Source organism: Endozoicomonas sp. Z74 (genome assembly GCF_057680865.1).
The window spans coordinates 22,412-41,802 of the sequence record NZ_JBLYZI010000034.1; the positions used below are offsets into that span (position 1 = coordinate 22,412).

General features: G+C 51.1%; 18 protein-coding genes. 8 read left to right on the forward strand and 10 right to left on the reverse strand.

Translation table 11 applies throughout. The annotated features are described in order from the left end of the window. Positions 1–60 precede the first annotated feature (60 nt). On the forward strand, positions 61–1,413 hold the full coding sequence (locus ACNRUY_RS11890; protein ID WP_488111853.1) for an SGNH/GDSL hydrolase family protein: 1,353 nt from the start codon (positions 61–63) through the stop codon (positions 1,411–1,413). Here the strand turns inward: ACNRUY_RS11890 and hslR are convergent. Both hslR and yrfG read right to left on the reverse strand, forming a co-directional pair. Further along, positions 1,410–1,799 carry a ribosome-associated heat shock protein Hsp15 gene (gene hslR / locus ACNRUY_RS11895; RefSeq protein WP_488111854.1) on the reverse strand — a complete coding sequence of 130 codons (390 nt, stop codon included), beginning with the start codon at positions 1,797–1,799 and terminating at the stop codon, positions 1,410–1,412. The genes ACNRUY_RS11890 and hslR overlap by 4 nt on opposite strands. A 50-nt stretch (positions 1,800–1,849) precedes the next feature. Then, positions 1,850–2,542, reverse strand: a complete 693-nt coding sequence (yrfG, locus tag ACNRUY_RS11900) for a GMP/IMP nucleotidase (protein ID WP_488111855.1) — start codon at positions 2,540–2,542, stop codon at positions 1,850–1,852. Between the two features lie 61 nt (positions 2,543–2,603). On the opposite strand from yrfG, the gene nudE reads away from it, so the two are divergent. After that, positions 2,604–3,215 (forward strand): ADP compounds hydrolase NudE, encoded by a 612-nt coding sequence (nudE, locus tag ACNRUY_RS11905; protein ID WP_488111856.1) that lies wholly within the window; start codon positions 2,604–2,606, stop codon positions 3,213–3,215. A 2-nt stretch (positions 3,216–3,217) separates the two neighbouring features. Further along, positions 3,218–4,078: a 3'(2'),5'-bisphosphate nucleotidase CysQ gene (cysQ, locus tag ACNRUY_RS11910; protein ID WP_488111857.1), complete on the forward strand. Its 861-nt coding sequence runs from the start codon at positions 3,218–3,220 to the stop codon at positions 4,076–4,078. Here the strand turns inward: cysQ and ACNRUY_RS11915 are convergent. Beyond that, positions 4,066–4,467 (reverse strand): NirD/YgiW/YdeI family stress tolerance protein, encoded by a 402-nt coding sequence (locus tag ACNRUY_RS11915; RefSeq protein WP_488111858.1) that lies wholly within the window; start codon positions 4,465–4,467, stop codon positions 4,066–4,068. The genes cysQ and ACNRUY_RS11915 overlap by 13 nt on opposite strands. Before the next feature lie 132 nt (positions 4,468–4,599). Between ACNRUY_RS11915 and ACNRUY_RS11920 the strand changes: the two genes are divergently transcribed. Together ACNRUY_RS11920 and ACNRUY_RS11925 are read left to right on the forward strand one after the other, a co-directional pair. Continuing rightward, the gene (locus ACNRUY_RS11920) at positions 4,600–5,241 is read left to right on the forward strand and encodes a lysoplasmalogenase (protein ID WP_488111859.1); all 642 of its coding nucleotides are present in this window, start codon (positions 4,600–4,602) and stop codon (positions 5,239–5,241) included. After that, positions 5,238–5,930 (forward strand): aspartate/glutamate racemase family protein, encoded by a 693-nt coding sequence (locus ACNRUY_RS11925; protein ID WP_488111860.1) that lies wholly within the window; start codon positions 5,238–5,240, stop codon positions 5,928–5,930. Before ACNRUY_RS11920 ends, ACNRUY_RS11925 begins: the two co-directional genes overlap by 4 nt. A gap of 5 nt (positions 5,931–5,935) precedes the next feature. Here ACNRUY_RS11925 and ACNRUY_RS11930 read toward each other — a convergent pair whose 3' ends face one another. After that, the gene (locus ACNRUY_RS11930; protein ID WP_488111861.1) at positions 5,936–6,472 is read right to left on the reverse strand and encodes a DUF3605 domain-containing protein; all 537 of its coding nucleotides are present in this window, start codon (positions 6,470–6,472) and stop codon (positions 5,936–5,938) included. Between the two features lie 342 nt (positions 6,473–6,814). Between ACNRUY_RS11930 and ACNRUY_RS11935 the strand changes: the two genes are divergently transcribed. Beyond that, the gene (locus ACNRUY_RS11935; protein WP_488111862.1) at positions 6,815–8,212 is read left to right on the forward strand and encodes a nucleobase:cation symporter-2 family protein; all 1,398 of its coding nucleotides are present in this window, start codon (positions 6,815–6,817) and stop codon (positions 8,210–8,212) included. Between the two features lie 100 nt (positions 8,213–8,312). On the opposite strand, the gene ACNRUY_RS11940 is transcribed toward ACNRUY_RS11935, so the two are convergent. From ACNRUY_RS11940 to ACNRUY_RS11955, 4 genes are all read right to left on the reverse strand, one after another. Beyond that, positions 8,313–8,654 (reverse strand): hypothetical protein, encoded by a 342-nt coding sequence (locus tag ACNRUY_RS11940; RefSeq protein ID WP_488111863.1) that lies wholly within the window; start codon positions 8,652–8,654, stop codon positions 8,313–8,315. Positions 8,655–8,808: 154 nt separating this feature from the next. Then, positions 8,809–10,578, reverse strand: coding sequence for a hypothetical protein (locus ACNRUY_RS11945; protein ID WP_488111864.1), 1,770 nt, complete (start codon positions 10,576–10,578; stop codon positions 8,809–8,811). Positions 10,579–10,743: 165 nt separating this feature from the next. Further along, positions 10,744–11,184 carry a DUF29 domain-containing protein gene (locus ACNRUY_RS11950; protein ID WP_488111865.1) on the reverse strand — a complete coding sequence of 147 codons (441 nt, stop codon included), beginning with the start codon at positions 11,182–11,184 and terminating at the stop codon, positions 10,744–10,746. Further along, on the reverse strand, positions 11,171–12,001 hold the full coding sequence (locus ACNRUY_RS11955) for an NRDE family protein (protein WP_488111866.1): 831 nt from the start codon (positions 11,999–12,001) through the stop codon (positions 11,171–11,173). Before ACNRUY_RS11955 ends, ACNRUY_RS11950 begins: the two co-directional genes overlap by 14 nt. 58 nt (positions 12,002–12,059) lie before the next feature. On the opposite strand from ACNRUY_RS11955, the gene ACNRUY_RS11960 reads away from it, so the two are divergent. Continuing rightward, positions 12,060–12,908 carry a carbon-nitrogen hydrolase family protein gene (locus ACNRUY_RS11960; RefSeq protein WP_488111867.1) on the forward strand — a complete coding sequence of 283 codons (849 nt, stop codon included), beginning with the start codon at positions 12,060–12,062 and terminating at the stop codon, positions 12,906–12,908. A gap of 2 nt (positions 12,909–12,910) precedes the next feature. Here the strand turns inward: ACNRUY_RS11960 and ppk1 are convergent, their stop codons facing one another. Continuing rightward, positions 12,911–15,100 (reverse strand): polyphosphate kinase 1, encoded by a 2,190-nt coding sequence (gene ppk1, locus ACNRUY_RS11965; protein ID WP_488111868.1) that lies wholly within the window; start codon positions 15,098–15,100, stop codon positions 12,911–12,913. A gap of 320 nt (positions 15,101–15,420) precedes the next feature. Between ppk1 and ACNRUY_RS11970 the strand changes: the two genes are divergently transcribed. Continuing rightward, positions 15,421–18,108 carry a hypothetical protein gene (locus ACNRUY_RS11970; RefSeq protein WP_488111869.1) on the forward strand — a complete coding sequence of 896 codons (2,688 nt, stop codon included), beginning with the start codon at positions 15,421–15,423 and terminating at the stop codon, positions 18,106–18,108. A gap of 82 nt (positions 18,109–18,190) precedes the next feature. Here the strand turns inward: ACNRUY_RS11970 and hemB are convergent, their stop codons facing one another. Beyond that, positions 18,191–19,201 carry a porphobilinogen synthase gene (gene hemB, locus ACNRUY_RS11975; protein ID WP_488111870.1) on the reverse strand — a complete coding sequence of 337 codons (1,011 nt, stop codon included), beginning with the start codon at positions 19,199–19,201 and terminating at the stop codon, positions 18,191–18,193. Positions 19,202–19,391 lie beyond the last annotated feature (190 nt).

Below are 19,391 nucleotides of genomic sequence, written 5' to 3' on the forward strand. Positions count from 1 at the left end.
AGCTGCTAGTGTTAGCTCTTTCCAAGTACCTGTTTTTAATAGCAGTCGGCTGGTTTGACGATGAAACTTTCTCAATACGGTCATGTAGCAACGTTCGCCGCTACGGTTATGATGTTGTTATTCACTGGCTATGGCTCTGCAAAGGACGAAGTTGCAAAGGACAGGGGAGCTAGTGTCAAAACTCTGATGCCTGTCAGTAAAGTGATTTTCATGGGGGACAGCCTGACGGATGACGGTGGCAAAAACTCTACTTACCAGCTGCTGAAGGTACTGAATGACAAGGAAGACAGTGCCTATCTTCAGCCCTATGTTCATCGTTTCCTGAGAGACCGTTTTTCCCTGTACAGCGCCTTGTGCAAAGTGGCCAATTGCAAGCTGTATGAGCAATATGTTCTGCTGAATCTGGTGTCACTGACGAAGCACCTTGATATCCCTGTTATACCAGCCCCCCCTTATGTCGATGGCAAGTTCAGCAACGGCCCAGTATGGGCTGAGTACCTGACAGCCCGGCTGGGCCTGGACAAGAAGAATCCCGCGCACTATGTGAATCGATCTCATGGGGGGAGCTGGAGTCTTTGCGCAAGGGATAAGCTGGGGTATATCACTCATCTCGGGACTGAGAAAGTGACCGCGATTGTGGAGAAAATGTTTGCTGGAAGCCTGATTCCTCCCTGTTCAGACCTTCTGGTTCAAGCCTATCTCAGGGAGTACCCAAAGTTTGGCCCGCGTGATGTTGTTGTTTATTTCTTTGGGGGTAATGATTATCTGAATATGCACAGGAATCCGGGTGATGTGGTTAAGGCACAGAAGCGCAGTCTTGAGAAAATGATGAAACAGGGCGCGCGTCATATTGTCTGGGTCAATATGCCCGACATGACCCGGGCGCCCAGGTATCTGAAGTCTGATTATCGAATCAGAAGTGAAGCAAAATACCTGATCAGCCTGCACAATCAGTGGCACCTGAACACACTCAATGAGATGAAAGCAAAATACGCGGGCAAAGGCATCGCCATTCACCTTCTGGATGCCAGGCAACTTTTCTGGAGTGTGTTGAATAATGCATATGCTTATGGCATCACCAATCTCAAGGAGCCTTGTGCCATGGTCAGCTTACCAGGGGTAGGGGATGCCCCGGAGCAGGCACCTCCAGCCGGTGCTATTGCCTCTTTGGTTGGCGCTTCAGCAATGACGGCAATGGCGCCCGTTGTTAGCACGGAGTTTCTTCGTAACCCGCAACTGGCCCATCTATTCAAGAGTGCTGGCCAGACACCACCGGTCTGCAGCAAGCCTGACCAATATGCATTCTGGGACGACGTGCACCCGACCACCCGCTTTCATGCCATCTTTGGCCAGAAAATCTGTACCCGGTTTCGGGAAATGGGGTACCAGTGTGATGATAAAGCGCCCTATTAAAAGCCCGACTTGTGTTTCATGATTTCCCGTCTCTGTTTTTTGTCGGGGCGGTGCTCCGGTCTCGGGGTGGCGCCACGAAGCGCTTTCCGGTTTTCGGCGGCGTCAGCCCGGGCCTGAAGGCTTTCCGGGGTTTCTTCATAAAGCTGCTGAGCCAGCTCAGCCTTCTGACGTTTGTCGCTTAATGCCCGGACGATCACGGTGCGCTCATCCCATCCCGCCCGCAAACGAATGGTGTCCCCTGGCTTGGGCTCTTTGCCCGGTTTGCAGCGCTGGCCGTTCAGGTGCACCTTGCCTCCGTCGATGGCTTCTTTGGCAATGCTCCGGGTTTTGTAAAAGCGTGCGGCCCAGAGCCACTTGTCGAGTCGAACTTTGTCGGTAGCGGTCATTGGTTGGGATCACCAGGTGGATGGTTCTTTAGAAGGCTTTTCAGATGCCATCAGGACGGCATCAGCAGCTCCCGGAAATCGTGGACGGCCGGGTAGTTGCCGGTATCCCAGGCACCTTTCTGACTGTCCGGATAGCGGATGGCCAGTAACTCAGCGATGCCATAGGTTCGGGCAGCCTCAAGAATACCGGTATTGTCATCAATAAACAGTGCCCGTTTTTTGTCCAGGGCGATATCCGCCTCCAGTGCCTGCCAGAAGCTCTGGTCTTCCTTTGGATAGCCGTAATCATGGGAACTGATCAGACGATCAAAATAGTGGGCCATGGGCAGCCGCTCAAGCTTCAATGACAGGCTGTCCCGGTGAGCGTTGGTGATCATAATCACCTGCTTCCCCTGGTCTTTGAGATTTTGGAGAAAAGTGTCGGCATGGGGTCTGAAGGAGATCAGGTGAGTGATTTCCCGTTTCATGGCCATGATATCCAGTGCCAGCTCCCGGCCCCAGTAATCCAGGCAGTACCAGTCAAGGGTGCCATAGGTTTGGGTGAACCTTGGCTCCAGCTCTTCTTTTGCCCTGGCCAGAGGGATGTTGTGCTTTTCGGCGTACTTCAGGGGGACGTATTCCTGCCAGAAATAATTATCAAAATGAAGGTCAAGCAGGGTTCCGTCCATATCCAGCAACACTGTGCTGATTGAGTTCCAGTTGATCATGGGTATTGTCAGTTGAAGGCTCGTTTGAGGTTTCATCAGGCGGGTTCGAACCTATAATACCCTTTCATGTTCAGGCCGAAAACACCGTCAGGGAACCATGACCATAAATGCAGCCCATAAGCCAAAACCACAGATCCGCTCTGCCAGAGAAATTGCCCGAACCCGCCTGTTCCGGGTCGAAGAGCTGGATATTCGTTTTTCCAATGGGCAGGAGCGTATTTATGAGCGCCTTGGGGAGTTTGATTCGGGCCACCGGGGGGTGATGGTGGTGCCGCTGGTGGATGATGACCACTTCCTGATGATCCGGGAGTATGCTGCCGGAACTGAAGATTACCAGCTGACCCTGCCCAAAGGGCTGGCCGAACCGGGAGAGAGTCTGGTAGAAGGGGGTAACCGCGAACTGAAGGAGGAAGTGGGATACGGTGCCCGTGAGTGGCACCATCTGGATGACTTTACTTTGTCGCCTAACTATATGTCCCGCAAAATTCACGTGATGGTGGCCCGTGACCTCTATGAAGAACGATTGGAGGGGGATGAGCCGGAGCCGCTGGAGGTGGAAACCTTTGCTTTCGCTGAGTTGCTGGAGCTTTGTGGCCGCCCGGATTTTACCGAGGCCAGGGCCATGGCTGCGCTTTTTCTGGTTCGTGAACAGCTGGGATCAATGGCGTTTACGTGCGGTGAATCTGAAACATTACGGGAGTCTTCATAAGTATGTTGGATCAGTCACTGGAATCCTTGTTTCCTCATCTGGAGGCCATCGCCGAAGAGGCCGGTCGCGCCATTCTCGATATTTATGAACAGGACGACCTGGGCATCGAGACAAAGCAGGACAGTACCCCGGTAACCCGGGCGGACCTTGCTGCCAATACGGTCATTGAAAAAGGGCTCAGGGCGCTGCCTGTTCAATATCCCATTTTGTCCGAGGAGTCAGAGCACACTCCCTGGCCTGAGCGCAGAAACTGGCATCGCTACTGGCTGGTGGACCCTCTGGACGGTACCCAAGAGTTTATCAACCGGAATGGACAGTTTTCGGTGAACATTGCCCTGATAGAGGGCAATTATCCACTGCTTGGGGTCGTGTATTTGCCGGTTTCCGAGACCTCCTACTGGGGGGGCAGGGACCTGGGGGCCTGCAAAAAGGTTCCGGATCAGCCTGCCCATGAGATTCACCCAAGACCCTTTCAGCCAGAGCGTGAAGTGCTCGTTTTGGGCAGTCGGAGTTACGGGACAGAGCGGGCAAAAGCGTATCTGGAGGGGCTGAAGGCTCTTTATCCAAATCTTCAGGCCCAGAAAGTGGGCAGTTCCCTGAAAAGTTGCTACATCGCGGAAGGGCTGGCGGATGTTTATCCCCGGCTTGGCCCCACTTCAGAGTGGGATACCGGTGCGGTTCAGGCTGTGGTTGAAGGGGCTGGTGGCGTGCTTCTGGATCCGGAAGGTCAGCGGTTCAGTTATAACCGGAAAGAGAGTTTGATCAATCCGGATTTTCTGGTGCTGGGGGATCCGGCTGTGGACTGGTCCGCGTTCTGGAATCAGGAGGCGCTTAACTTTCCAACGAATCCTCAAAACACATAGCGAATGTTGTCAACATCCACCTGAAGGGGCCACAGGGAGGATTTTTCCACCTCGCCATTGAGAATCACCGGCAGATTGAAGGGAAGTCCCTGGGAAGGGATCAGGTCGTCATCAATAAAGACCTTGATCTCGCCGGTCTCATCCCTGAACAGATAGGTGTTGCATTTCACTTTCTGGATAATTTCACCAGAGAGTTTGACCAGCTCAAGATCCTCGGAGTGGTCAAGAATGTCATCAATGTTTGCTTTGTGGTACTGCTTTTTTTCGGAGAGAGCCGGGTTTTCCGCCGGTAAGGGGGGAGCATTTTCCGAGCCTCCTGGAAAGGCAAGCAGAGCCAGAATCAGTACGCCAGTGAGCGTAACCAGCATCCATAACTGCTTTTTAGTCATTGAACATTCTCTGAAGGTTGTTCACTGTTTTTTCGGCTGGCAGACGCTTTGTTGAAGGCTTGCCCGGAGGTATAGTGGGAGAGTTCTGTGATGGCGGTCTGTTCGTAGAAGAAAAATAAGGAGAGTGACTGGATGCCAAAGCCTGTTTCATTGTTGTTCTGGAGCCTTTCCCTGGCATACCTGCTCCTGGTGGGTGTACTGCCCGTAGAGGCGGGGATTGTGGCAAAGGCGGCTCCAGTTGTCCTGTTGATGGTACCGGTCTGGAGTCAGCTCACAGGTAAGTTAAGAGTGGGGATGCTGGTTGCACTGCTGTTTTCTGCGGGCGGTGATGTGTTTCTTGCACTTGATGGCGCATTTGGAGATTTTTTTATACCCGGCCTGGGCAGTTTCCTGATAGCACAGCTGACCTACAGTGTGCTGTTCTGGAGTGATCGCACTTCGGATGTGAATCGCAAATGGCTGGCGCTCGGTTTTTTACCTGTAGCATTGATTCTGGCCGGAGTGATCCTGCCGGCCACCGGTGAATTACTGATCCCTGTTCTGGTCTATCTGCTGGCGATCTGCTCAATGGTACTGGGAGCTGCGTTCTGTAACCGGCCATGGCAATGGTTGTTTACCGGAGCCGCTACCTTTGCGGTGTCTGATAGTCTGATCGCAATCAACAAATTCCTTTTACCCATCCCTTATGCCACTGTTCTGATCATGGTCACTTACTACCTGGCGCAATATCTGATTGTGGCAGGAATGCTTAAGCCGGAAGAGAGAGCGCCGTGAAAACCATTGGACTGCTCGGGGGGATGAGCTGGGAATCAACGGCCCATTATTACCGGTTATTGAATGAAGGGGTGAAGCAGGCCTTGGGCGGTTTGCATTCAGCCAGAATTTGTCTCTACAGTGTTGATTTTGCGGAAATCGAACAGCTGCAGAATCGAGGAGAGTGGGGCAAGGCTGGAGAGTTACTGGCAGAAGCTGCCAGGAACATTGAAGCTGCTGGTGCACAAGGGATGATGATTTGCACCAATACCATGCACATCGTTGCTGGCATGGTCGAAGAAGCGGTTCAGTTACCTCTGTTGCATATTGCCGATGCTACGGCTGAAAGCCTCCTGGAAGACGGCATTGAAACGGTGGGTTTGCTGGGCACAGCCTTTACCATGGAACAGGATTTTTACCGGGGTCGTCTGGAAAAGAAGTTCGGTTTGAAGGTTTTGGTACCCGAGCGCAGTCAGCGACAGATAATACACCGGGTTATTTACGATGAACTCTGCCTGGGGAATATCAGGGAAAGCTCCCGGGAGGCCTACATTCAGGCCATTCACTCCCTGAAGGAAAGAGGTGCGGAGGCGGTTATTCTTGGTTGTACTGAGATTGGAATGCTGGTTGCTGACCATCATGTTGATTTGCCATTGTACGACACCACAGCCATACATGCCCAACGGGCTGTGCGCTGGATGCTGAATTAATAATTTCAGTGTTTCAGGTTATCCTCTGGCCGGCTGTAGGGGAGGTGCTTCAACAAGTGCGGTAGCCTGGAGTTGGTTTGTTGGTCACGAATAAAGATGTGACTGTGGCTGAGTCCTCCAACACTTCTTAATTTGGGAGCATTAACATGAATCACCCACTCGATTCCAGGCTCTTGAAAGAGTTCGGGTATCTGTTCTCGAAGCATCTGCTCCGAATGTTTTTTAATGGCTGCCTCATTCCAGTCTTGGCTGGTTGTGAACATGAGTAATTCGAAGACACCGTCCTCAACCCAATAGTGGTAGCTATTGATGACCAGCTTGGAGTGACCAGGGCACTGATGCTGAATGCAAGTGATGGCCTGGTATTCATCCATTTCAAACACATCATGAAGAATTGCAAGTTCTGGAGATATATTGTTGGATTTGAGGTTATCCAATTGTTGTTTGTATCGTTTGGTATTTTCTGGGGTGCGGTCAGGAATGAATGTTCCTGAAACAAGATCCTTCCAAAGAATCATTTCAGCGATGGCCAGAGGTGGCAAGGAAGAGGCCAGAAGAAAAATAATTAACAGTGTCTGTGCCATTCTCATGAATCAGATCTCTTAACCGGAGAGATGAATGATTCAAAATAGTTAAAGTTGCTCTATTGACAAGCTCTGTTCCATGAATTGCCCGAGATATTATCTTTTTTTGATTTGCAAATGGCTCAAGAGAAGAGATTGAGCTCAAAGTTTGAGTCAGTAGACAGGGTTGGGGCGGTGTATGGCTATTAGTTGGCTGATTATTTGCATACATATTTAAAAGCTGATCAAATGGTCAGCTCTGCTTCCTTGAAACTATAACAATGAAACGTCACAAGGTTCGTGGCTGTAAAGGGGAAATGCATGAATAATCAACAGGCAGATAGGGAAAACCCGGAGCTGATCTATCAGCTCAATGACCGTCCTCCGGTTCCTCAGGCGTTTTTTGCGGCGCTTCAGCATGTGCTGGCAAGCTTTGTAGGGGTTATAACTCCAACATTGATAATTGGTGGTGTTTTAGGGTTGGGAGAGCAGGTTCCTTACCTGATCAGCATGGCATTGATTGTCTCAGGTGTGGGCACCTTTATTCAGGCGCGACGCTTTGGCCCGGTTGGTGCGGGGATGATCTGCCTGCAGGGCACCAGCTTTGCATTTCTGGGATCGGTACTGGCTGCCGGATTCATCGCCAAAAGCCGGGGTGGTGGCCCGGATGAAATCCTGTCCCTGATTTTTGGTATCTGCTTTTTTGGTGCCTTTGTGGAAATGGTGCTCTCCCGGTTTCTGGATAAACTGAAAAAAGTGGTGACACCGCTGGTGACCGGAATTGTCATCACCATCATTGGTATCTCTCTGATCAAAGTGGGTATGACGGATCTGGCGGGCGGCTATAAAGCCCCTGATTTTGGCAGCCTGGACAACCTGGCTCTGGGGGGGACCGTGCTGGCTGTGATCATTGCCTTGAATCGCTCTTCAAACCAGTGGCTTCGACTCTCTTCCATCGTTATTGGTTTACTGGCAGGAATGGCTCTTGCTCTGACCATGGGCAAAATGTCCCTGGGGGCGGTTATGGACGCGATTTCCCAGCAGCCCTGGCTCAGTGTGCCCGTCCCTTTCAAATACGGTTTCTCTTTTGACTGGGTAGCTTTCTTACCCATTGCCATTATCTATCTGATCACGGCCATTGAGTCTACCGGGGATCTGACGGCTAACTGTATGATTTCCCGGCAGCCTATCCAGGGGGATGATTACCTGCGGCGCATTAAGGGCGGGGTGCTGGGAGATGGCTTCAATTCCATGTTGGCAGCCGTGTTTAATACTTTTCCCAATACCACATTCAGTCAGAACAACGGGGTGATTCAGTTAACGGGTGTGGCCAGTCGCTACGTGGGTTACTTTGTGGCAGGGCTGCTGGTGATATTGGGGCTGTTTCCTGTGGTGGGGGCCATTCTTCAGCAGATTCCCAAGCCGGTGTTGGGAGGCGCTACCCTGGTGATGTTTGGAACGGTGGCTGCCGCTGGCGTAAAGATTCTCGCTACCGAAGCTCTGGATCGCCGTAAGTTGTTGATTATGGCCGTTTCTTTCGGTATCGGCCTGGGGGTCACCATGGTGCCTGACTTGCTGGTGGCCACGCCCAAGGTGGTTCAGAATATTTTTGGCTCTGCGGTCACCTCCGGAGGCCTGTCAGCCATCATTCTCAGCCTTTTACTGCCACAGGCAGAGGATGAACCATCCGTAGATGGAGTGGTTGCAGAGCAGTCATAGGTCCATAGCAAAAGGCTTTTTACAATACATACAGTGCTGGGGGCTGAAAAGCCTCCCCTGTTTTCTTTTGCAATGGGCTTCAGGGGAGACTGCTGTCCATTTATTGAGAAGGTTGTTGAGCTTTTCGATAACTCATCCACTGGGCGTAGGCCTCAATCATGGACTGACTGGCCAGGTCATTCCGGCTTGAGTCAGATTTCTGGCGCTCTGCCTGTTTTCTGTAGTGTTCAATCTGTGCGTTGATGGCCAGGGACTGGAGGTTTTCAGGGTGCTTTCTGCTGTCCTGCCACTTCTGGAAAGCCGATCGAATCGAGTTAAGCCCTTTTCCCGCCTGGTTGTCTGCATCTGTGATGGTGGTGGCTGCATGAACGGGCTGGTGCAAGAGAAGAAAAAGAATAGCGGTTATGGCCAGTTTAAAGCGGGGTTGAGGCTCTTCACTCATGACATACTCCTTTATTGTCAGTGAACGTTCTTTTTAAGAATAGGACTGGATTTTCCGGTGGGTTGGCGCAGGAATGGTTTTGTGTTGGGTGGCCGACGAATGGTTTTTTTACTGGGCACATTGGGAGGGCAAAAAGGTTTTGGTCTTGAATTGATCATTGAGAAACGTGCTGTTTTTGCAGTCTGCCAATGGATTTGTATGTTTTGCGAATCAAGTAAGTTGAAACGAGGGCAAATGCCGTTATCGCCGAAAGACTCACAACTCCACGGCTGTATTGAGCGATCGTATTGCGAACATCCTGCAAAGCATGGGATATAGACTGATGAGAAGAGGGCGGTGCCTGAATAGCCCACCGGCAGCCTCCCGGAATAGGGGTTAAGAGGGAAGGATACTCCCCTTTTCCATGATGAATGATCATTGCAAGTAATAAGTGATTGGCCTCTTTTTCATTCAAAAGATTACGTTTCCACTCGGTAAACTGGTTGCTGTGCTGTTGTATTGCCTTGGCTTTTTCAGCGGGGGTGATCAGGTTACTGAAAACGGGTTTCAGGTGGCCTGAATGATCAAATTGAGCCAGATGCTCGTTAACTCCACTTTGAAGGCTGGTGTTTGGAGAGTATAGGGGCAACATTCCGAGGGTAATGGCCAGAAACAGGCTGTGGTTGCTGGTGGTTCCCATGACGGGCTGGGCATGCATCAGCACTTCAGTATATAACTCATCATTCAACCAGGGCAGCTGAACCAGATTAACAGTGGCTCCTTCCCCCTTCTGGGTAACGATCTCTTTTACTGGCTTGTTCTGTTTGTGATAAATGACTCTGGCAATGCCGTGGGCGCCAAGAAATCTTGAAAAGAGTTCTCCTCCAAAGACAGATCTTTCATCAATATTGGCCATGACCCATGACTCGGTATCGTGCCCTTCAAGGTAGCTGGCTATGGCCAGGAATTCACCTAGATCCAGAGCCCCATGTTTATAGGCCATGTAATAGTGAGGAGGGCTATCCGTTGACTCAGATGGCAGTTTTGTCATGAGGTTCGCTAAATCGGGTGATACCTTCTTCAGCTTATGAACTGTATTTGCAAAGGAGATGTTTTTGTCCTTCTTTGTCTTTTTCCGAACAAATGGGTCGACCAGCATGCCATCGCTCTGGCTTGAAAAGCCCGTAGCCAGAGAATATTGACACTGGCAGCCCAAGGAGAAATGTGACTGGTTTGAATGCCTGTGTTGCGCAATTTGCTGTTGAATGTCTTTTGAGCTTTGCCCGCTGGCCATTAGGGAGGACAGGACAGCAAGATCTTCCATGGAAATGTCAGTCCGGTCCAGCCAGTAGTTCTTGAGAAGCCCATAGCCAATGCCAGAAGTGTCCGGTAAAGAAAGAACCTCCGCTGTCAGTGACATTGATTTCTGGAGAGATCGGTAATTCCTGATCGTCTCTAGCTGTAGCTGTGAATCGGCGGAGGCACCCAAGAAAAACAATGGGGTATTGATTTGTTGAACATCGATGCAGTTGTAGTAAGGAATGTTTATTCCCTGAAATCGAGCTTCTGCTGCCAGCAAGATGATAAAAGACTCATTGATCCATTGCTGAACTTTGGTTTTATCGGCCTCAGGGTGAAGGTAAACTTGATTTTCTGGTGAATAGCTTGAAGGCAGATAAAAGACTTCGGCTGTATCCGGGTAATAAAATAGGGTCTTATCGTTTGCAGCTTGCTGCCTCGAACGCCCAGAAAAATCTTCTATGACGACCCGGATACGCCAGCCTGGAAAATAAAAATGAATAAAATGGGACAGGGTGAGGGCATAGGCTTCATACCCAAGCCCATTGATGGGAGAGGTGAGAATAGTGACGGAGTAATCGGCTTCTGAAAGAGTGTCCGGTGGGGCTGGCAGGGGTGAAGAGTATCCGGGTACCAGAAAAAACATCAAGATAACCAGTGACCACAGGCTTTGTACAAGCAGGTTCTCTGGTTTTGGTTTTGCCAATAACTGATGATATTCACCCATGGCAGAAAAGCGTAGCAGATGAAATGGATCTCGTGAGTGAGATTTATCCATTGTTGAGTGTGTGGGGATTACACATCTCAGATCTCAGGGAAGCCAGTCTTCTTCCATAATTTGCTCGAATGACCATGGGCTGCTTTCAGGAAAGCTTTCAGGGGGTAGAAAGGTCTCCTTTGCGGCTTCGAGGATGGCATATTCATAAGCACTTGAAAAAATATCATCCAGGCGGTGTTTCAGGCTGGGGTTTTCGTTCAGACAATGCGCTACCTTTTTTCTTTGCTCAACAATGGTGTATTGCCAACTATAGCCCGTAAGCCTTTTTTCTGGTTGGTAGTGCCATTTCAGGCAGTGCGACAAAAGATGAGTCAAGTGGCTGTGAAGGCTTTTTACTTCTTTTTTGCCCATATCCTCGATTTCTTCTCTCAGATTTTCAAAATCAAGCTCATCCAGACGATTCTGTTCGATCAGTTTGATTTGTTCCTGTGTCCACTGGTAATAGTCACGATCGTACAGGTTATTGGTGGTCATTGAAGAAGCCGCTCTTTATCGTTTGAGTTTCAGTATAGAAGGGGTTGCCCAGTAATGGCATTGGCAAAGAAAAAAACTGCCGTTCACCGGGCACACCATTGGACAGGTAGTTCTGCTCAGTCCAGTGCAGAGTTTCCGCCTGGTCGAATATCAGAACACTGGTATTGCGTGTGCCATAGTTGTCACTGGCAATAAAGCAGCTGGATACCAGCTTTTCAAATTCCAGACTGACCCCTGTGTCTGGTAGCTGCTCAACCGGGGGTCTTTTGTCGTCTTTCATTAACTGAATCAATTGATCCGGGTCCGGTGATGCTGTGATGATATCGGCAAAACCTTGGCGGGCTTGCTGCAGTTTTGGCCAGGGAGTATCCAGAAGGTGGTTGCAAAGTCCATAAATGCCCGGTTGCAACGGCTTGATGGTCTGGTCAGGTGCTCTGTTGGAAAAATAGTAAAGGCCAGAGTGGTCAGCGATCAGCAGATTAAACCCTGACCACTGGCGGGCCCGCTCTGAAACAGAGCTCAGGTATTCACGGGCTGAGAGCCTGGAAGTGAGGAAGCCGGAAACCAGCTCGCCCCGGGATCTATTCCCCTTGTTAACAGGAACTTCCCGGTAATTGGTAACCGCAGCAAAGCGCCCATTGCGGTTCACAGCCAGCCAGCTGCCACTGCCTTCCAGGTCGCGGCCTCCAAAAATATCCGGGTCATCCTGCCAGTGGCTGACGTCCAGCGTGGGTCGCTGATAATATTCATCACGGTTGGCTGCCAGAACCAATGGATGTTTACTGCCTGGTTGCCAGGAAAAAACAATTAAACACATGACGTTTTATAATGGCCTGATGAATGGCTTTTTGTTTTGTGTTCCAGCTATCTTATAGGTGGATGACCGTGCTCAGCAATTGGCGATTCATTGGGAGGGGGAGATGGCGAACCTGAACGCTGCAGTGGTTCAGTTGAATTCCGGGCTGGAAGTGGCCGACAACCTGGCTTGTGTTGAGCAGCTGTTGGCAGGCAGTGAAGTCACCAATACAGATATCATTTTGCTGCCTGAGTGTTTTGCCATGCTGGGTGGGTCCCAGGCTGAGCTGGGTACTGATGCTGCAATGTTGAGAAGCTGGATGGCGTCCATAGCGGTGAAGCACAATAGCTGGTTAGTGGGTGGGTCCATACCGGTGCTTGAAGCCAGTGATGGCCGAAGTCATGCCGCCTGTTTTGTTTACAGCCCTGCCGGTGATGAAGTGGCCTGTTATCACAAGATGCATTTGTTTGATGTGCAAGTAGCAGACAGCAAGGGAAGTTATCAGGAATCCAGTGATTTTATTCCCGGTAACAAACCTGGGCTCGTAGACATAGAAGGTGTTCATGTGGGGCTTTCCATTTGCTATGACCTGCGGTTTCCTGAGTTATACCGGCATCTGACCAGGCAGGGTGCCCGCATTCTATGTGTACCTTCCGCATTTACCCGTGTGACTGGAGAAGCTCACTGGGAGCCGCTGTTAAAGGCAAGGGCCATTGAAAACCAGTGCTATGTTCTGGCAGCCAATCAGGTGGGGAGGCATCCTGATGGCCGGGAGACCTGGGGGCACAGCATGATTATTTCTCCCTGGGGAGAGGTTCTGGCCAAGGTCGATAGGGAAGGGCCTGCAGTGATTCAGGCAGAGCTGGATCTGGGGCATCTGGAGCGGATTCGCCAGCAGATGCCCTGTCTCCATCATCAGAGGTTATAAGCTCACTCTGTAGAGGGCTTGTTGGCAATCACGCCCAGAGCATCCAGCAGGCGAGCCTGGGTATTTCGCTTCCGCTGGCCCCGGGTGGGTTTGTTCTTCTCGTAGGAACCTTCACTTTGCAGTAGCCAGCTGCGGGAATTATCGGTCAGATAGTAATCCAGCTCTTTTTTCACCCGGGCTGCCAGCTTGGGGTCTTCAATGGGGAAGCAGGTTTCCACCCGCATATCCAGGTTGCGGATCATGGCATCGGCGCTGGAGCAGTATACCAGGGCATCCTCATCGCCATTTTCGAAATAATACACCCGGGTATGCTCCAGGAACCGGCCCACCACGGAACGGACTCGAATATTATCAGACAGACCTTCAATGCCGGGTCTGAGGCAGCATATCCCCCGGACGATCATATCAATCTCAACACCGGCCTGGGACGCTTTAAACAGAGCCTTGATAATGTGTGACTCGGTCAGTGAGTTGATCTTGATAATAATCCGGGCAGGTTTGCCTGCCCTGGCATTGGCTGCTTCCTGGTTGACCAGCTCAATCAGGTTTTTCTTAAGGGTGAAAGGGGCGTGAAACAGCTTTCGAACCCGTACTGCACGACCCATACCGGTCAGCTGCTGGAAGATCTTGTGAACATCGTTGGTCAGAATCTTGTCACAGGTGAGCAGGCTGTAGTCGGTGTACAACCGGGCATTACCGGTGTGGTAGTTGCCGGTTCCCAGGTGGGCGTAGCGTTTGATCTGGCGGCCTTCCCGGCGGACGATCAGCATCATCTTGGCGTGGGTTTTGTAGGCAACTACACCGTATACCACCACAGCCCCGGCTTCCTGGAGTCTTCGGGCCAGTGCCAGGTTTTCTTCTTCATCAAAGCGGGCTCGAATCTCAACCACGACGGTGACTTCTTTGCCCGCTCTGGCCGCTTCCACCAGAGCATCCACCATTTCGGAATGGGCACCGGTACGGTAAAGCGTCTGGCGAATGGCCAGAACGTCAGGGTCTTTGGCCGCCTGGCGCAGCATGTCCACAACCGGGGTGAAGGATTCGAACGGGTGATGCAGAAGAATGTCCTGCTTGGCCACAAGATCCAGAACATTGTTACCGTGCTTGCGCTTGCTGTGGAGCCCCTTGGGGTAGCCCGGCGTAAAGGGAGGGAACAGTAATTCCGGCTTGTCAGTGCGGTCGCAGATGGACATCATCCGGGTCAGGTTAACTGGGCCATTGACCTGATACAACTCATTTTCCGAGAGGTCAAACTCTTCCAGAAGGAAATCCACCAGGGGCTGGGGACAGTTATCGGCCACTTCCAGGCGCACTGCCTTGCCATAACGTCTGGACAACAGTTCACCCTGCAGGGCTTTGGCCAGGTCTTCCACCTCATCTTCCAGGTCAAGGTCGCTGTTCCGGGTGATCCGGAACTGATAACAGCCTTTCACGTCCATGCCCGGGAACAGGTCACTGGCGTGGCGGTGAATGATCGAAGACAGGAATACATAGTCATTTTCGTTGCCGTCGCAGACGTCGGCGGGCATTTTGACAATCCGGGGCAGGGACCTGGGCGCAGGAATAACCGCCATACCGGTTTCCCGGCCAAAGGCATCCTTACCTTCCAGAGACACAATGAAGCAGAGCAGTTTATTGGCCAGCCTGGGGAAGGGATGTGCGGGGTCCAGCCCGATGGGACTGATAATGGGCATGACTTCGTGGTAGAAGAAGCGCTTGATCCAGGCTTGCTGTTTTTCAGAGAGCTCATTACGCCGCAGGAAACGGATGCCTTCTTTTCTCAGGGACGGTAACAGGCTTTCATGAAGAATAGTGTATTGGAGCTTTACATACTCTTTGGCCTGTTGACTGATTTGCTTCAATACCTGTTGTGGGCGAAGGCCGTCCAGACCCACCTGTTCCCGGGAAAATTCAATCTGCTGTTTGAGGCCTGCCACACGGATTTCAAAAAATTCATCGATATTGGAGCTGAAAATCAGCAGAAAACGAAAACGTTCCAGCAGGGGGTGCTCTTCATTTACCGCCTGATCCAGAACCCGGAAGTTGAAGGCCAGGTGGCTGAGTTCGCGGTTGATGTAATAATCGGGGTTTTGGTAATCAGTGACCCGAGGGGGCTTGTTGACCACAGGTTCTGAAGATTTCGATGAATCAGCCAGAACCTCCTGAACATCCGTATGCAGGGTAGTATCCATAGGACCTCTTGATGGTAGTGATTCTGACATTGCCCCGGTTACCCCTGGTGGTTTGCCATGTGTTGAGTGGCGGATGGTGCAGATGAATCAGAGCGTTGCTATTTCTCTTTTTATTCTATCAGAAACCGGTAGAACTATTGTTGTGAAAACCAGTTTGCTTCCGCCTTTTCTGTGATAGAGGGGGGTGCAAAATGGTTTTCCTGAGCTATGGGCATCTGTGTCTATCGAGCGTATGACTGACACAAGGGGCCTCAGGTTCACTTATTTTTTTGTGTTGTTGTCCGATGGAAGTTAAACAGATCTGATTTCAGGACATGGAGATGGATAATATTCCTCCTGAGGGAACCGGGAGCGTCAATCGTTATTCCGGCGCTGCAACGTCAGGGAAAAAGCCGTTCACCCTTAAGCCTGGGGTCCACAAAGGCAAAAAGGTGACAGAAGCGGCTGCAAGATTATCTGGCTCAGAGTCAGGCCTTCCCCCGAAAGACAGGAAACTGGCCGAGAGAAAGGGAAAGGACATTCCTGGCCAGACGATACTCAACTCTTCTGGAAACAAAGATACAGCAAGCCTGGCGGAGCACAGTGTTGAAAAGCTCAATGATATTGCCCATGAGTTGATGGGTGAAATCAGAGGCAGCCAGAAGAGCAGGATGTTTAGCTCTGCCGGCGAGGGAGTGGAAAATCTTCTGGAAGCTCTGGACAACAAAGGCGAGATGGACCGAGTTCAGGGAGGGCTGGCTGGACTGAAGCTGCCGGGGGATATCCATGTGGAGATCATCAGGAATGGACAGGCTGTCAGTATTATTCCTCCTGCTAAAAGCCTTCATGACTGTACGGTTAAAGAGCTTCGATTTTATTGCACCTTGTGTTTAAAAGTGATTCGTCAGGAAAGTGGCAATGACCCACTCAGCGCCGAAGACCATTCGAGCAACATAGAGCAAGCCAGAGCAAAATTGCAGGTTGTTCACCGTCAGATTGTTGAAAAAGCGGGAAAGTCAGACCTTTCTGGCCAGTTGGAAAAGCTTGACAGTGAACCCTGCAGTCACAGTGTTGATTTGAAAAAAGAGGAAATTGAGCAGCTGGTTCCAGAAAAATACCGGGATATAGCCACCGACTGTATCGTCAAGCTGGCAGCTCACGCCCGCAAAAATACTACCGCAAGTAAGCCTGACCCAAAGCCTGAGCGGAGAATGTCCCGGCAGGAAAAGGAACGTTTAAATCCGCAGAGGAAAAGGGAACTCTCCGAGGGAAGGCCGTCCCTTGGGCCTTCAACGGGTAAGGTAACGTCAGCCAGGCCAGAAAACCTTGGAGAGGGCGAGAAGAAGCGTGAGCTTGAGGCCAGGGTAAAGGCACTGGAAGCAGAAAATCTGCGGCTGAAAGACTGGGTGGTTGAGCTGGAGAGTGGAGATGCTGACAATGCGGCACTCTCAGAGCTGAATCGGGAGCAACAGAAACAAATTAATGACTTGAGCAATGCCCATCAGCGACTGATGGAAGAAAACCACCAGTTGGTAGCAGAAAACCAGCAGCAGAAAAAGTTAAACGTGGACCAACAGAAACAAATCAAGGAACAGAGCAATACCCATCAGCGGTTGATGGAAGAAAACCGGCAGCTGAAGGAAGTCAGTCAGAAAAATAGAGGACGCATCAATACCCTGGAAAGCAGGCTGGAAGAACAGGAGCATGCCAATGATCAGCTCAGAGCACAAAACCAGCGGTTGATTCAGTCAGGTGAAGCCGCGTCTGGCAGTAACACTGAACTGGAAAGGAAGCTGGTGGAGTTGGAAAAAGCCAACCACTTGCTGAATAACGAGCGCAGTCAGTTGAGGGAATCCAACCAGGTTTTGTCCGAACAGGCTCGGCGTTTGGAGGGTGACATTCGAGCCCTGGAATCAGATGCACGCACCTCCTCAAAACGCCTCCAGCAACTTCAGGCCAAATATGAAAGGCTTTCTCAAAGGCCCCCAGCTCAGCCAGCTATTGACAGTTCAGCAGAGCTGGCCCAAGTGAATCGAGCCCGGGACCAACTGAAACAGGAAAACAGCAAGCTCATCGAAAGCAACCAGTCAATGGCTGCCCGTAATAAGGTTCTTGAGGAAGCCGCACGTCGACAACAGGGGAGTGAAAGAGCCAGTGCCGAAAAAATCCGCCAGCTTGAGGGTGAGAAGGCCAGGCTGGTTAGCCAGCTAAATCGTCAGGAAACACAAGGAAGGCATCAGGCCCCAGAGCAGGATAAGGCGTTAATGGGGGAGATTCAGAAGCTGAAAGACCAGATTAGTATCCAGGGTCAGAGGCGGCAACGATTGGAAGAAGAGAAAAGGCAGATTCAGGAAGAACTCAATGAAGTGAAGACCCGGCTGTCAAAAGCAATGGGGAACCAGCTTACGGATAATAATCCCGGTATTGCGGATCTCAGTGACCAGAACAGGCCGACAAAGCTTGGGGAGCAATGGAGTCAGCTATACGATAATGAGTGGACGGATGCTTTTGACCAGCTGACTGTTAAGCAGGGCAAGTCAGAGAATGTTGCGATAGAGCGCCTGTTGAATGCCTGCACTGATACGCATTCACTGGCAAATAAGATGGTCTCAGAAAAAAAACAGGCATTTGCAGAACTTTTTGGCTGTGATCGGTACGAAGCTGTTGATCTGGAGGCAAGAAAAGCCTTTGTCAGTGCACTGAAAAAAACAGGGTATAAGAGTATCAGTCAGCAACTGTTCAAAGAAATGCAATCTCGGGTGAAAGCCGACGGCAAAATGAAGGAGTATCTCCAAACATTATCAGAGTTCATGGCCATGGCTGCAGTTCAGGATCCACCTTGTGCATTGAAGTTGCTTAAAAAAGGGGATGCGTTAATTGATCCTTTCAAACACTACACAAGTTCTGGAGCCAAGGTTCAATTTATGGTCTGGCCTGCCTTCCTGATACATGAGGGGGGGCAACCGCTTGCCAACGGCTGCGCCCAGGGCGACGGCTCAGAAGTGGAAAAGGTTGCAAAAAAGAAGTAAAGATAAAGGTTTCCACTCAGGCAGCTCTCAGCTGAACCGGACTGACGTCAACCTCAATCCGGATCAGAGCATATTCAATGGATTATGACTGTTTGAGGCAGCGTGCAGCCTCTTTGGCAAAATAGGTCAGAATGGCATCAGCACCGGCCCGTCGAAAGCACATCAGGGACTCCATCATCACTGCTTCGCCATCCAGCCAGCCATTGGCGGCTGCGGCTTTGTGCATGGCGTATTCACCGCTGACCTGGTAGACAAAGGTGGGGACCTTGAATTCATCTTTTACCCGGCGGACCACATCCAGGTAAGGCATGCCCGGTTTAACCATGACCATATCTGCACCTTCCGCCAAGTCTGCCGCCACTTCATGCAGGGCCTCGTCGCTGTTGGCAAAGTCCATCTGGTAATTGAACTTGTTGCTTTTGCCGAGATTAGTGGCAGAACCCACCGCATCACGGAAAGGCCCGTAATAGCTGGAAGCATACTTGGCGGAATAAGCCAGAATACGGGTGTTGGTGAAATTCTCCGATTCCAGGTGGTTGCGGATGGCGCCAATCCGGCCATCCATCATATCCGACGGGGCCACAATATCGGCACCGGCCTGGGCGTGAGAGAGCGCCTGGCGAACAAGCACTTCCACGGTTTCGTCATTCATCACGTACCCTTCTTCATTGATCAGGCCATCCTGTCCATGAATCGTGAAGGGATCCAGAGCAACATCGGTGATCACACCCAGCTCAGGGAATTGGGTTTTCAAGGCTCTGGCGGCTCGCTGAACCAGCCCTTCCGGGTTCCAGGCTTCTTCTGCGGTCTCTGACTTTTTGTCCACAGGGGTTACGGGAAACAGGGCGATGGCAGGAATGCCCAGCTCAACCAGCTCTGCGGCTTCCTCCAGCAGCAAGTCAACACTCATACGCTCAACACCCGGCATGGAGGCTACCGCCTGGCGTTGGTGAGTGCCCTCAAGAATGAAAAGAGGGTAGATCAGGTTGTCCACCGACAGCTGGCTTTCCCGCATCAGCCGTCGGGAAAAATCATCGTATCGCATTCTTCGGGGACGGGCTGAGGGAAATGGGCGTTGAATCAGTTGCGTCATCAAGGGAATCCTGTCTATGTCCAGAGGCGGCTCAATGTAAGGAGGTGGCTGTAAATCCATCTTGTATGGAAAACAAGCGACAGCGCAGTGAGCTAAGGACGGTTTTTGTTCGTCACCAAGGAATGGCATTATAGGAAAACAGCCATGACCATGCACTCCTGCATCCTTCTTTGCCCAGCCAGAAACGGGG

Coding starts and splice junctions, on each gene's coding strand:
- ACNRUY_RS11890 (WP_488111853.1), top strand. CDS start 61: ATGAAACTTTCTCAATACGGTCATGTAGCAACGTTCGCCGCTACGGTT.
- hslR (WP_488111854.1), bottom strand. CDS start 1,799: ATGACCGCTACCGACAAAGTTCGACTCGACAAGTGGCTCTGGGCCGCA.
- yrfG (WP_488111855.1), bottom strand. CDS start 2,542: ATGAAACCTCAAACGAGCCTTCAACTGACAATACCCATGATCAACTGG.
- nudE (WP_488111856.1), top strand. CDS start 2,604: ATGACCATAAATGCAGCCCATAAGCCAAAACCACAGATCCGCTCTGCC.
- cysQ (WP_488111857.1), top strand. CDS start 3,218: ATGTTGGATCAGTCACTGGAATCCTTGTTTCCTCATCTGGAGGCCATC.
- ACNRUY_RS11915 (WP_488111858.1), bottom strand. CDS start 4,467: ATGACTAAAAAGCAGTTATGGATGCTGGTTACGCTCACTGGCGTACTG.
- ACNRUY_RS11920 (WP_488111859.1), top strand. CDS start 4,600: ATGCCAAAGCCTGTTTCATTGTTGTTCTGGAGCCTTTCCCTGGCATAC.
- ACNRUY_RS11935 (WP_488111862.1), top strand. CDS start 6,815: ATGAATAATCAACAGGCAGATAGGGAAAACCCGGAGCTGATCTATCAG.
- ACNRUY_RS11940 (WP_488111863.1), bottom strand. CDS start 8,654: ATGAGTGAAGAGCCTCAACCCCGCTTTAAACTGGCCATAACCGCTATT.
- ACNRUY_RS11945 (WP_488111864.1), bottom strand. CDS start 10,578: ATGTTTTTTCTGGTACCCGGATACTCTTCACCCCTGCCAGCCCCACCG.
- ACNRUY_RS11950 (WP_488111865.1), bottom strand. CDS start 11,184: ATGACCACCAATAACCTGTACGATCGTGACTATTACCAGTGGACACAG.
- ACNRUY_RS11955 (WP_488111866.1), bottom strand. CDS start 12,001: ATGTGTTTAATTGTTTTTTCCTGGCAACCAGGCAGTAAACATCCATTG.
- ppk1 (WP_488111868.1), bottom strand. CDS start 15,100: ATGGATACTACCCTGCATACGGATGTTCAGGAGGTTCTGGCTGATTCA.
- ACNRUY_RS11970 (WP_488111869.1), top strand. CDS start 15,421: ATGGATAATATTCCTCCTGAGGGAACCGGGAGCGTCAATCGTTATTCC.
- hemB (WP_488111870.1), bottom strand. CDS start 19,201: ATGACGCAACTGATTCAACGCCCATTTCCCTCAGCCCGTCCCCGAAGA.